Annotated in this window: 9 protein-coding genes; 8 read left to right on the plus strand and 1 reads right to left on the minus strand. The window is 74.3% G+C overall.

The window, feature by feature from the left end; all coding sequences use genetic code 11:
- Positions 1-302 precede the first annotated feature (302 nt).
- Complete coding sequence (locus tag WMF39_RS21965; protein WP_437747412.1) at positions 303-1,862, plus strand: hypothetical protein; 1,560 nt, start codon at positions 303-305, stop codon at positions 1,860-1,862.
- Positions 1,863-2,005: 143 nt separating this feature from the next.
- Positions 2,006-6,631 carry a HEAT repeat domain-containing protein gene (locus WMF39_RS21970; protein WP_437747413.1) on the plus strand — a complete coding sequence of 1,542 codons (4,626 nt, stop codon included), beginning with the start codon at positions 2,006-2,008 and terminating at the stop codon, positions 6,629-6,631.
- Between the two features lie 19 nt (positions 6,632-6,650).
- Here WMF39_RS21970 and WMF39_RS21975 read toward each other — a convergent pair whose 3' ends face one another.
- Positions 6,651-7,133: a hypothetical protein gene (locus tag WMF39_RS21975; protein WP_437747414.1), complete on the minus strand. Its 483-nt coding sequence runs from the start codon at positions 7,131-7,133 to the stop codon at positions 6,651-6,653.
- A gap of 94 nt (positions 7,134-7,227) precedes the next feature.
- Between WMF39_RS21975 and WMF39_RS21980 the strand changes: the two genes are divergently transcribed.
- The 6 genes from WMF39_RS21980 (at position 7,228) to WMF39_RS22005 (ending at position 13,249) form a co-directional block, all read left to right on the plus strand.
- Entirely contained in the window at positions 7,228-7,914 is a 687-nt protein-coding gene (locus WMF39_RS21980) for a DUF1349 domain-containing protein (protein ID WP_437747415.1), read from the plus strand.
- Positions 7,915-8,630: 716 nt separating this feature from the next.
- The gene (locus WMF39_RS21985; RefSeq protein ID WP_437747416.1) at positions 8,631-8,984 is read left to right on the plus strand and encodes a hypothetical protein; all 354 of its coding nucleotides are present in this window, start codon (positions 8,631-8,633) and stop codon (positions 8,982-8,984) included.
- A 114-nt stretch (positions 8,985-9,098) separates the two neighbouring features.
- Complete coding sequence (locus tag WMF39_RS21990; RefSeq protein WP_437747417.1) at positions 9,099-9,710, plus strand: hypothetical protein; 612 nt, start codon at positions 9,099-9,101, stop codon at positions 9,708-9,710.
- Between the two features lie 49 nt (positions 9,711-9,759).
- Complete coding sequence (locus WMF39_RS21995; protein WP_437747418.1) at positions 9,760-11,052, plus strand: cytochrome P450; 1,293 nt, start codon at positions 9,760-9,762, stop codon at positions 11,050-11,052.
- Positions 11,053-11,123: 71 nt separating this feature from the next.
- Positions 11,124-12,368 (plus strand): ferritin-like domain-containing protein, encoded by a 1,245-nt coding sequence (locus tag WMF39_RS22000; RefSeq protein WP_437747419.1) that lies wholly within the window; start codon positions 11,124-11,126, stop codon positions 12,366-12,368.
- 311 nt (positions 12,369-12,679) lie between these two features.
- Positions 12,680-13,249, plus strand: a complete 570-nt coding sequence (locus WMF39_RS22005; protein WP_437747420.1) for a hypothetical protein — start codon at positions 12,680-12,682, stop codon at positions 13,247-13,249.
- Positions 13,250-13,271: the final 22 nt, after the last annotated feature.

A 13,271-nucleotide genomic window follows, 5' to 3' on the forward strand; every position in this document is an offset into this window, starting at 1 on the left:
GCCACGACCTCGGCTCGCACGAGGACGTGACGCTGCAGGAGCCCCTCCCGGGCGAAAGCCCGCCGTGGACGCTCTCCGTGCGCGGGCCAGAGCCGCGCGAGCGCACCATCGGCCGTCTGGAGCGCATGCGCCCGCACGCAAAGGAGTACGCAAAGGACTAACGAGACCTTCACTGCAGCACGGCTGCGCGTGCGTACCGCGCGCGTGCATCGATTGCGCGACGCATCCTCCTCTCCGCTGGCCTGACCTCTGCAGACACCGGCGACCCAGGTGGCACAGGGTAGGCGTCGGGGGGAGCGGCCATGACAATGCGCATCGGGGCGATGGCGGTGGGCTCAGCGGTTCTCGCGCTGGGCTGTATGGACCTGGATCAGCAAGAGCCGCCACGCGAAGGCGTGGCCGCTCTGCAGATACGGAGCGGCGCGCGGCTGGAGACGGCGCGCTTCATCGAGGGTGGATCGATTCCGTACGTGCTCGGCTTCTCGCCCGAGACCGGGCAGATCCTCGGCGGCTCGCACACGCTCCTCATCCCGCTGACCGGGACGCGAGAGGCCATCGACGGCGCGAACCTGCCCACGAGCCTGCATCCGGAGCTCAGGGGGTCGTACGTGGCCCTGAACTCGAGCCTGCTGCAAGGCCAGTCCACGGGCCCCTTCGCCTCGCAGTGGTGGCCGCAAAACAGGAACGGCATCGCGGACCGGTGGAACTCCGCGGTCAAGGACTACGGCGATCTGACGTCCGATCCAGACAATCTCTCGCCGGCCGAGAAGTACGACCTCCTGTTCTACGCGGGACAGGGCCGGTCCCTCGATGCGCCCGCGGGCACAATCACCTTGGGGGTGAGCCGGGCTGACGGGCTGCGCGCTCCCCGGGCGACGCGCGTGGCGGGGCCGACGACGTACTGGGAGCTGAAGAACCACGGCCTGTATCAAGGGGTGACCCCGGAGTACTGGTGGGGACACTGCAACGGCTGGGCGGCCTACGTCGTCGCCGAGGACGGCGGGCCGCCGCAGCGCGACATCCGCGTGAAGCTCTCGGGCGGCAAGGTGACGACGTGCGCTTCGGTGGAGACGGGGTGCATCCTGTTCCGCACCGCCGATATCGAGGCGCTCATGACCGAGCTGTACCACAGCGACTCGGCCACGGTGTCCGGGCGGCGCTGCGAGGCGCGGGAGGACCTCGTCCAGCGCGATCAGTACGGCAGGCCCGTCGATCCGGCGTGCCGCGACCTGAACCCCGCGACGATGCACATCGCCATGACCGGCCTCCTCGGGCTGGGCGCAAGCTCCATCAGCTCGACATCCAGCGCTCGGGCGCGGCGCGCGTTCGTCGTCGACTACACCTGGCACCGCGAGGTGTGGAGCTACCCGGTCACGTCGTTCGCCATCGACACGATGGCGGAGGTGAGCGCGCAGGAGGCAGCGCGGCTCGTGTGTAACGGCGGGTTCCAGGGGGCGGATTGCTACAATTACCGGTTCAACCCGTACGCGAGGCGCTTCGTCCGCGTCAGCGGGCGCTACGGGATGGTCTCGGACGAGGTGAGCGCCGAGCAGCTCCTCCAGCCCCCCGCGCAGCGCAACATCCCGGTCATGAACGTGGAGCTCCACTACGTGCTCGAGCTCGACGATCGGCTGGCGGTGATCGGCGGCGAGTGGATCAGGAACCCCGCCCTGGTCAACGGCATCAACGGCAAGTTGATGCACCCCGACTACCTCTGGCTCCCGGTGAGGGCGCAGGGGCCAGGGGAAGACGCCGACGATCTTGGCGGCTCCACGGACAACCCGTACATCGCATACTCGCGCGCGAAGGCGCTGCTGAATCTGTCGCGCGCTGCCGTGACGGGGAGCAGGCCGTCGGAGTGACTCGGAGTGACCGCGCGCCGACGGCCTCGGTGACAAGGCGCCGGGCATCCCGGTGAGCGCGCGCCGACGGCCTCGGTGACAAGGCGCTGGCCATCGCTTTGCCGGCGCCGCGCCGCCGCGCGCCGGTCTACGATGGCGCCGCCATGGTGCACCTGGACGAGACGTTCGCCGCGGCGCTCCGCCGCGCGGACGTGCGGTGGCTCGCCGAGCACGTCGAGCACGTCGATGAAGCGCGCTGCTGCAAGGAGATGCTCCGCCAGCTCGTCAAGCACGAGGACGAGCGCGTGCGGTACCTCGGGCTCACGCGGATGGCCCAGGCCGCCCGGCGTGAGGGCAGCGCAGGGCGGCGAGAGCTCGCGGCGCTGCTCCCGCGCACGCTGGACAGGACGCCGGAGGTCGCGCTGCTCCTCGCCGGGCTCTACCGCGAGCTGTGGCCCTCCCTCCCGGATCAGCGCCTCCCGGCGTGGCGCGAGGCCTCGCTCCCCGCCGCCGTTCGCGTCGCGTGGCTCCGGACCGAGATCCTCACGCGGCCGGAGGCCGTCCGCGGCGAGCCCGCCGGCGAGCTCCTCTACCAGGCGCTCCACGCGCTCGATCCGGCCGAGATCCCCGCGCCCGAGGCGCTCCTCCCCGAGCTCGCGGCGCGCCGCGATCCGGTCCTCGCGGCCGCGGCGCTCGACCTCACCCGGCGCTGCCTGTACGCGGCGCTGCTCGCGCCCGATCAGGCGCGCGCGGTGCTCGCCGCGCTGCTCGACGCGGCGGCGCCCGCGATCGTCGCAGGCGCGCTGCGGGAGCTCGCCGCGCCCTGGGCCGTCCTCGCCGGCGCGCCGCTCCCGGGCGCGCGCCTGGAGGAGCTCCTCGGCGGCGCCCCCGAGGTGGCCGCCGCCGCGCTGGAGACGGCGGCGCGCCACGGCGAGGGCGCCGCGCTCCGCGCGTTCGTCTCCCGCGAGGACGCGCCGCCGCGGCTCCGGCAGCGGGCGCTCACGCTCCTCGGCGAGCACGCGACCCGCGAGGACGTCGGCGCCATCCTGAGCGTCGCGGGGGGCGATCCGCTGCTGCTCGGCCCGAGCGCGATCACCTGCCTGCGCGCGCTGCACCGGCGCGGGCACTTCCCCGCCCCGGAGCACGCGGCGGCCCTGCTCGATCTCGCCCTCGCCGATCCCGCGATCGCCGCGGAGGACGTCGCGGCGATCGCCTTCACCTGCCGGCGCGCGCTCCTGTCGGCGCTCGTCGCGGCGCCGGGCGGCGACGCGAGCTGGCCGCGCCGCGCCGAGATCATCGTCGCCATGGCACGGCAGGGCGCGGCGGATCTCCCGCTCGGCGACGCGCTCGCCGAGAAGCTCCGCGACGCGCCCTCGCCCGCCCCCCTCCTGCGCGCGCTGGGCGCCCTGCGCCACGCGGCCGCGGAGGACGACGTGCTCGCCGCCCTGCCGCGCGCGCCCGCCGCGGCCCTGGAGGCGCTCGCCGCGATCGGCGGCCCGCGCACGGCGGAGGCGCTCCGGGTCGCGCTCGGCAAGGGCGGCGCAGGCGAGGCCATCGCCCCGCACCTCCGAGGCGAGCGTCACCGCGCCGCGGCGCTGCTCTGGCACCTGACGGAGGATCCGGCGGACCGGCGCGCGCTCGTCGCCCGCCTGAACCCCCGGGACCTGCCGGCCGAGATCGCCGCCGACCTCGCCGGGGCCGAGGCGGCGGAGCTCGCGGTGCTCCAGCGCGCGGTGAAGCGGTGCACGCCAGCGGACGCGCTCAGGGCGCTCGCGCGCGCGGGCGACGCGAGCGCCCTGCCGGCGATCGCCGATCTGCTGCTCCGGATCGCGGCGGATCACGCCGCAGCGTGGGCCCCCGGCGGGCCAGCCGAGCCGCCCGATCGCGACCTCGACTGGGGCCCGGCGCGGCCCGCGGAGCCGGCGATCCCGGACGATGTCGCGGAGGCGATCCGCGGCCTCGGGCGGCGGCTCCATCAGCGCCGGAAGATCCGGCCTGTCTGCCTCCTCGACGCCGCGAGCGAGAGCGCTGCCGGCGACGCGCTGCTCGCGAGCCTCGCCCTCGATCTCCTCGACCGACCCGGCGTGTCCGCGGGCGAGCGCGCGCTCCTCGTCGACCTGCTGCGCTCGGCGCGCGGTCAGGCCGCGCGCTCGCGCGTCCCGCGCTTGCTCCGCCACCGCGATCCCCGCGTGCGCAAGCGCGTGATCCCGCTGCTCGCCGAGGACGGCGCCGAGGCGCTCTCGGCCAGCCTGACGCTCCTCACGGGCGCGGGCGACGTGCAGACGGCGAGGCAGGCGCTGCGCGCGCTCGGGGGCATGGGGGCGCGCTGGGCCTGCCCCGCCATCGCCGCGTGCCTCGATCACCCGAACATGAGCATCAAGAAGACGGCTGCCGAGGCCCTGGCGCGGGCGGGCGGGCCCGAGGCCGCGCCGAAGCTCGTCTTCTGGCTCGGCCGCCACGACAACCCGGGGCTGCGCGCGGCGCTCGAGGCCGCGCTGCGGGCGATCGTCGGGCCGGCCTGCGAGGCGACGATCCTCGCCGCCGCAGGGGCCGTGGAGGACGAGCGCGCCCGCGACCGGCTGCTCGACGCCCTGAGCGGCAAGCTGTCGGCGCAGGCGATCCGGAGCGGGCTCCGCCAGGGATCGGCCGCGGCGGCGCGGCTGCTCGAGCGGGTGGTCGATGGCGAGATCGCCCTCGCCTCCGGGACCGCCGACGAGCTCGCCGTGGAGCTCGAGGCGCACGGCCTCCCCGCCCGCGAGCGAGGGCGGCCGGGCGCCGCGCCTCCCTCAGGCGCCGCGGACGCGCCCGCAGGCGCCGCGGACGCGCTCGCTGCCGCGCTCGCCCGCGACGGCTGGGACGACGCGACGGCGCGGCGCCTGCTCGAGCGGCAGGCGGCGCTGACGCAGCGGTGGCTCGCCGCCCTGAGGAAGCTCGCGCCGGAGTGGCTCCGCCTGGCAGCGGACGAGCCGGCGTTGCGCGACGCGGCGCTCCGGCTGATCGTCCGCGCGTCCACCGCCCCGTGGTCGCCCGCCGAGGCGCGCCTGTACGCCCGGCACGCCGCGGTGCTGCTCGACGGGCTCGCCGCGGCGGCGGCCGATCTGCGCGACGGGCTGCTCCCGCTGCTCGAGGAGGCGGCGCCCGAGCTCGCGCGCGCCGAGGCGCTCGGCGTCGCGGCGCGCGTGCGCGGGCTCGCGCCGGCGCCGGGGGCGCGCCGATCGCCGCTCGCGCTGCTGCGGCGGTGCGGGGCGATCCTCGGGCGCGCCGACGTCGTTCAGGCGCTCGCGATGGCGCGCGCCGCCGCCGATCCGTGGACGGCCGAGCCGGCGATCCTGCGCGAGGCGTTCGGGGCGACGGCCGAGGCGGGCGATGGCGAGGGTCCCGAGGGCGCGGCCGCATGGCGGGCGGCGCTCCGGGCCGCGGCGCTGGAGCCGGCGGCGCTCGCGGCGCTCCGGGCGGGGCCGCGCGGCGGCCTCGGCTCGCGCGCGCAGCTCGCCGCGCTCATCGAGGTGTTCCCGGCCGCGGCCGAGGCGGCGCGGCCGGCGCTGCTCGACTGGATGGAGTCGCTCCAGCCGATCGGCGCGCCGCCCTGGACCCTCGCCGAGCAGGCGGCCGCGCCGATCGGCGACGCTCGGGTGCCCCGGCTGTCCGATCTCGACCAGCCGCGCTCGGCCGCGCTCCGCGAGCGCCTGCTGTCGATGCTGGCCGCGCCCGCGCCCGAGCTCCGGAGCAAGGCCGCCGTCGCGCTCCTCTCGTGGCCGGAGCCCGACGCCCGCGCCGCCGCGCTGCAGGCCTACCTGCGCGGCGACATGGACGGCGTGGACCGCCCGGGGCTGCCCTCCCTGGCGCCCTCGCTGCTCGATCTCTCCCAGGAAGAGCTCCGGGGCGACCCGGCCGACGAGGCGCGCCGGGAGCGCGCAGCGCGCCTCGCGGACCTGCTGATGCCGCCGGAAGCGGAGCGCCTGTTCCCGCAGCTGCTCTCGTGGTGGGAGTCGGGCGCGCCGGCGACGCGCGCGGCGGCGGCCCAGGCGATCCGACGCGTCGCGCCCGACGCGCGGGCGGCTCGGCTGGTCGATCGCCTCCGGCAGGGGGCGTGGGGCTACCTCGATCTGATCGCGGGGGAGCGGCTGCTCCGGACGCCGGAGATCGAGGCCGTGGTGGAGCGCCTCCGCGCCGAGGGGCGCGCCGATCTGGCCGGGCAGCTCTCGCTCGACGATGGCCCGCTCCGGCCGCCCGGAGGGGGACGCGCTGCCGAGGACGCGCGGGCGCTGGAGGCGCTGCGCGCGCGCCGGGAGCCACGGGCGCCCGAGGCGAGCGACCGAGGTCCGGCGCGGCAGGAGCTCGTGCGGCTCGCGCGCGAAGGGGACGCGGAGCAGGCGCGCCGGGCGCTCTCGGCGCTGGCCGGGGCGCCCGACGGGGAGCTCGCGGCGCTGCTCGTGGAGCTGCTCGGCGATCGGCGCCCCCGGGTGCGGCTCCACGCGCACCGGCTGCTCCGCGACGCGGTCGATCGCGCCGCCTACCTGCGCGCGACGTGCGCGCTCCTCTCGGATCCGCTGCCGGACGTGGTCCGCTCGGCGATCCGGATCCTCTGTTTTGCGCCGTGGCCGCCGGCGCTCCCCGCGATCGTGGGTCTGCTCCTGCACCCGCACGCGGTCGTCCGCCGCGCGGCCGCGGAGGGGCTCGGGCACGTGGGCGCGCCGGCGATCCCCGCGCTCAAGGACGCGCTGGGCCGCGCTCGGCCGGACCGGCGCGAGGTCTATGCAGAGGTGATGAGGCGGATCGAGGGGCGGTGAGCGAGCGGGGCGTCGCTCCTCAGTTGACGCGCGGCCCCGGCGCATCCCCGGGCGCCGCTCCCGGCCCGAGCTCCCCTGCCCCGGGCGCGGCCGGCGGCGACACCGCGCCGCGGTCGGGCTCGCCGAGGACGCAGGCCTCCTTCCCCTCGACGACCTTGCAGCGGTAGTCGGCCGGGCATTTCCCCCCGCACGGCTGCCGCACACACATCCCCGTGGCCGCGTCGCACGCCGTCCCGGTTGGACACGCCGCGTAGCAGGTGTCGTACACCGCGCGGTTCGCGACGGTCGATCCGGCCGCACCGACGAGGGCGGCCGCGGCGTCCGCATAGCCGGTGCCGGTGACCCCGGTGCCTGCGTTTTCGTCCCGGGCGCCATCGCCACCAGGTGATGTCCGCACCGCCCTCGCGCCGAGAAGGAACTCCGGCGGTCCCTTCCGCGAGGTGAAGCACCCTGCCAGGATTCCAACCGAGCAGCAGGAGATCAGAAGGACGGTAATTCGCATAGAACCGAGATCCTCCATACACACCGAAACGATTCCACGACAACGCAGGAGCACACTCCGGTACCATCGACGCGATGCAGGGGAGGGAGACGAGGTGAGTGAACCTGTGCACCTAACGCCGTGGCCCACACCACTCCGCTGGGAGGTACCACCCAGGAGCTGGAGCGCCGGGAAAGCGTCGAGCCTGACCGTCACGGCGGGCGGCAAGACCGACCTGTTCCTCGATCCGGAGCGCACCCGGGGCGCGCTGAACGCGCCGCGCTTGCTCGGGACGCCGCACGGGGACTTCCTCGCCAGCGCGCGGGTGACCGTGGGCTTCTCGGCCGTGCGCGACGCCGGCGTGCTGCTCCTCTGGGCGCACGAGCGCTCGTGGGCGAAGCTCTGCTTCGAGCTCTCGCCGGAGGGCGCCCCGACGGTCGTCTCCGTGGTGACCCGCGGCCTGTCGGACGACCGCCGATCCTTCGAGGTCGATGCGGATCACGTCTGGCTGCGCGTCTCGCGGCTCGGGCGGGTGTGCGCGTTCCACGCCTCCACCGACGGGACGACATGGCACCTCGTCCGCAGCTTCTCGCTGGGCAGCACGGCGGAGCTCGCCGTCGGCTTCTCGGCCCAGTCGCCCGCGGGCGACGGCTGCACCGCGGTCTTCGACGACATCCGCTTCGCGCGGCGCCGGCTCGGCGACCTCCGCAGCGGAGACGCCGCGTACGGTGATGCGCTGGCGCGCGTTGGTCAGATGCCGCCGCTCACCGGGATCGCCTTGCCGCTCCCGCACGTGCTGTGAAGCGCGGGCCGCGCGATGGCGCGCGCGGCCCCGTCCTGCGCGCTCCCCCGCGGCGCCCGTGAGCGCGCAGGATCTGGCGCGACGGCAGCGCGGAAGCACGTCTCACGTCGTTCAAGCGAGAAATAAGCCGCCAAGGCGCCAAGAACAGAACATTATCTTGGCGTCCTTGGCGCCTTGGCGGCTCGAAATTTTGCTCTTTTCAGGCGTTTTCCACCCGCTTGTCGCTCCAGGGACAGGCGAAGGCGCTCCCGGGTGTCCCTGGTACGTCGCGTCTTGTCCCTAGCGCGCCGTACCCCGTCCCTGTCCCGCCATACCCCGGCCCTGACGGCGGTCTCCGTGTCTCTGGCGACAATACCGCAGGTCGCCATCGGCCCCGGCCGTTGTCCCTGGCCAAGATCTCCATATCCAAGTCGCTCGATTCCGTGTCCCTGGCGGCGTTCTCCATGTCCTGTCGCCAGGCGGCGTGTCGCTGGCGACCTTATCCATCTTCGATGTCGCTCGTTTCCCAGTCTCTCGTGACGTTCTCCGCGTCCCTGTCGCAAGATTTTGCCCCGGGAGCGGAGATGCCTCGATATCTGAAGTCATGCGAGTGACGCTGTAGCGTCGGGTGACAGACGCCCCGAGCATAGCTCTTGCTCGTGAATCCGACGAGGCTCGCGAACGGTGACCACCGGGGCTCCACCGTAACGAGCCTCCGTCGTAGAAAGAGGGGAAGTATGAGCAATCGTCGCAATCTCCAGAACTGGCTCGGCATGGCGCTCGTGACAGGGCTCGTCTGCGTCACCGGCTCGGCGTGCGTGGGTTCCATGGATCCGTCGGTCGACAGCGAAGAAGCCGGCGAGACCGAGCAAGCGATCGTGACCGGCTTCGTGGCAGGGAGCAGGCTCGATTGCACGATGTCGGGCCCCACCCCGACGGGGAGGCGGTGGGCGTACATCATCGTCGGCAATGACCAGTCCACCTGTTACCGGACCCCCAACATCCATCGCACGGACCTGGCGCCGGAGACCGCCATCCACTGCCACTCTCTCGGCAGGAGCATCGGATGTGATTTCATCACCGACCTGTAGAGCCCAGCCGGCGGCGCGCCGCGCGACGGCCCGGCCGAGCATGGCCGCCTGATCGAGATCGAGGCGGCGCCGAGGGCGGTAGTGGCCCCCTCGACGCCGCGATATACTCGCGTGGTGCACGCTGGCCCCTCCGCACACCGCGCCGCGAGCATGACCATCGCGGCGGTCCTCGTCTACGCCTGCGCGCCGCGCGCCGCCCGCGCGGATTCGGTGCCGCTGGACGGCCTCGAGCGCGCGATCGCCGTGGGTGTCGGGCTCTCGCTCCTCCCGTCCGAGCTCGGCGGCGATCTGGCGCTCGGCTCGAAGGGCGGCGGTCGCTTCCTCGCCGCGTGGTCGTTTCAGATCCCCGTGGTTCTGGACGGCTCCGAGCCGAAGACGGCAGTGCTCACGAACCACCGCGTCGTGCTCGCGCCCGGCCTCGCGCTCGGCGAGCAGCGCGGCGCGACCGCGGGCGAACAGGCCGACGTGACGTTTCGCGCGCGCGCCGGCTACCGCGGCGTCTACCACCCGAGCGGCGGGGCGTTCGGCTTCCTGGCAGGCCTGGGCACGACCGTGGAGTTCTGGCCCGTGGTGCGCCCCTCGCTCTCGCCGGAGATCGGGCTGCACATCGGCCCGTGCTGCTCCGACGCGTCGGGCAACGCGACGCTCATCCTCCGCGGCGACGCGTGGCTCGCAGGCCCCGACGCGCTGCGCGCGAGCGCCCTCCTCGGGTGGGCGTTCTACTGATCTCCCGGGCTGTTTCCCTCGCTCGCCGGACCCGGTACGCTCGGGACCGATGCTTGACGAGAACACCCCTCAGCGCCCGCCGGCCGGCGAGAGCGCGCGCCGGGTCGGCGCGCTGTTCCAGCCCTTCTCGCCGGGTTTTGCAGACGACCCCGCGCGCGCGTTCTATCAGGCGGCCCACCGGGAGGCGCCGGTCGCTTACAGCGAGGCGTTTTCCGCCTACCTCGTCACGGGCCACGCCGAGCTCACGCAGGTGCTCCGCGAGCCGGTCGCCTTCTCTTCCGCGCACATCCTCGACCTGCCGCCGGATCTGCCGCCGGAGGTGATCGCCGAGCTCAAGCAGGGCGTGTACGAGCTGCCGCCGGCGCTCTTCAACAACGACCCTCCCGGGCACACGCGCGCGCGGGCGCTGTTCTCCAAGGGGTTCACGCCAGCGAGGGTCGCCTCCCTCGAGCCGGCGATCGCCCGGGCCGCGGACGCGCTGGTGCGCGCCATGGACCCCGGCAGCGGCCCTGTGGATCTGATGCAGGCGCTCGCCTTCCCGCTCCCCTTGCAGATGAGCGCCGCCCTCGTCGGGATACCGCTCGAGGACGCGCCCCTGCTCAGGGCCTGCCAGGACGAGCGGTTCATTCTCTACGATCCGACGGCCGACACGGCGCGAAAGGTGGAGGCGGCGCGGCGGTTCGTCTCCTACGAGCGCTACCTGGCCGCCCTCATCGAGCGGCGCCGCGCCGAGCCCGCCGACGACCTCATCACCGCCCTGATCGGCGCCCGCGTCGACGGCGAGGCGCCGCTGTCGGTCGACGAGATGATCTCGCATATCATCGTCCTGTTCTTCGCCGGCTACGAGACCGTCGCGAGCCTGATCGGATCGCTCGTGCTCCGCCTGCTGGAGGCGCCCGCGCTCTGGGACGCCATCGGCGGCGACACGGCGCTGCTCCAGGCGGCGATCGAGGAGACGCTCCGGATCGACGCGCCCGTGCAGATGGAGCCGCGGCGCGCGACGGCGCCCGCGGTCGTCGGCGGCGTCGAGATCCCCGCGGGCGCCACGGCGTTCGCCTTCTTCGGGGCCGCCAACCACGACCCCACGGTCTTCCCGAGCCCGGAGCGGTTCGACGTGACCCGCCCCGTCGCCACCCCGCGCGGGCGGCACCTCGGCTTCGGCTGGGGGGTCCACACGTGCATCGGCGCTCCCCTCGCGCGCATCGAGGCGAGGTGCGCCGTGCAGGCGCTGCGCGCGGCGTTCCCCGGGCTACGCCTCGCCGCCACGGCGCGACCGAGCTACGCGCCCAGCCTGTTCTTCAGAAAACCCACGGCCGTGCCGGTGACGCTCGGCGCGGCGTGACCGCGTCCCGGAGATCAGGAAACATCCTGATGCTGTGCCGAGGGACGGCACATCGCAGGAGGCAAAGCACCATGACAAGAGATCTTCGGGCGCGCATCATGCACGTCGTGGGAGCCGGCATGTTCACCGGCCTGTCGTTGGCTGTCGGCTGCGTCGATGGCGCCGTGGAGGGCACGGAGACAGGTACGGGCGCGGGTGGTCAGGGCGGCGCCGGCGGTCAGAGCAACGCTGCGGGTCAGGGCGGCGCCGCGGGTCAGGGCGGCGCTGCGGGTCAAGGCGGCGCCGGCGGTCAGAGCAGCGTCCAGACGAGGTGCTTCTCGCTGGAAGAGATCCAGGCAAACGCCGGCGACGGGGACGGCGGGGCCGGCGGCGCGGGAGGGAGCGCCGAGGCCTGCCCGAGCGACTACCATCCGAACCCCGTGTCCTGCGTGAGCTACGAGAATGGCCGGCTGGAGGACGGTCAGTGCTGCTACGACGTCGACGACCCGGGCATCGGCGCCTGCGGCCGCCCGTTCCTCGTGGGCGGCGAGCCGCGCCTGGCCGGCGTCGAGGCGCGCGCCGACTGGGTGCTCGATCCTGCGGCGGACGACGTGACAGCGCTCGATCCCGCGACGCGCGCCGCCCTAGCCGAGGCGTGGCTCGCCGACGCGCGCCTGGAGCACGCCTCGATCGCGTCCTTCGCGCGCTTCACGCTCGATCTGCTCGCCCTCGGCGCGCCGCCCGCCCTGATCGACGCCGCGCACCGCGCCCTGTCGGACGAGCTGCAGCACGCGAGGGCGTGCTTCACGCTCGCGAGCCGCTACGCCGGCCGGCCGCTCGGCCCGGGGCCGATGGCCATGGACGGCGCGCTCGGCGCGCCCACGCTCGCCGGCGCCGCGGCCAGCGCGGTGCGCGAGGGCTGCGTGGGCGAGACGCTCGCCGCGCTCCTGGCCAGCGCGCAGCGGGACCGCGCGCGCGACCCCGAGGCGCGCCGTAGCCTCGACAGGATCGCGGCCGACGAGGCCGCTCACGCCGAGCTCGCGTGGGCGTTCGTGCGCTGGGCCGTGGCGCGCGGCGGCGAGCCGGTGCGCGCGGCCGTGGCGCGCGCGTTCGACGAGGCGCTCGCCCAGGTGCGCGGCGCGGACCTCGGCGAGCGCGCCGGGATCGACGCCGCCGCATGGCGCGACCACGGCCGGCTCACCGAGGCGGAGCGGGCGCGCTGCCACCTAAACGCCGTGCGCGCCGTGATCGCGCCGTGCGCAGAGGCGCTGTTGTCCGCGCCCCTCTCCGCTCCCTCGCCCGACGCCAGCCCCGGCGCCGCGGCGTCGCCCTCGTGAGAGGCTCCAAGAAAGCATCCCTGCCCCTGGCCCGGTTCGCGTCCGTCGAGATCAGGCGAACTCAGCCGAGATCAGTGGACATCAGGCGACATCAGGCGACGTCAGTCGACGTTGGGGCTCGCCGCGACGGCGCGCTCATGACCCAGCAGTTTCAAGCAGTTGTCGACAGATGGCGGCAGCAAAAAAACATCGCTGAGCGTGTCGATCTCGGGCCCGCCCGTTCGTCGTGACGGTAGAACCAGGGCGCATCCGGTCAGTGCCGTCCGGACGACCCGCTTCGAGCCAGCTCGACCCAGGAGAGGAGATACGACATGCGATCCATGATCACCGCGGAACCGGCCACCAACGACGCGAAGGCAGCGCGAGAGCTGCCGGATCACGCGCCGCCGCGTTCCGATCGCCGGACGAGGAGCGCGGTCGTGAGGCGCGTCTCGATGGCAGCGTGCCTGTTCGTCGCCGCGTGCGGTGGCGCGGAGGACTCCAGCGATCCGGAGCCGACCGCGTGGAAGGACATGAGCTTCGAGCAGCGCGTCGCGTACATGAACAGCGACGTCCTGCCGCGGATGAAGGAGGTGTTCGTGGCGTACGACCCGGCGTTCGAGACCATGGACTGCGCGACGTGCCACGGCGCCGACGGGCCCACGCGCGCCTACGCCATGCCGAGCCCGGAGATCGCCGTGCTGCCCGACTCCGAGGAGGGGTTCCTCGAGTACGTGCAAGACCCGGAGCACCCCGAGCGCGCGGAGTGGAGCACCTTCATGTTCGAGAAGGTCGTGCCCGAGATGGCCAGCCTGCTCCAGCGCGTCCAGTACGACCCCACGACCGGCAATGGCGACTTCTCGTGCAACAACTGCCACACGCTGGGGTCGGTCGAGCCGTGAGGCCGCCCGAGGGGGGGGACGA

The organism is Sorangium sp. So ce1504 (assembly GCF_051521635.1).
In the GTDB taxonomy this organism is placed as follows: Bacteria; Myxococcota_A; Polyangia; order Polyangiales; family Polyangiaceae; genus Sorangium; species Sorangium cellulosum_B.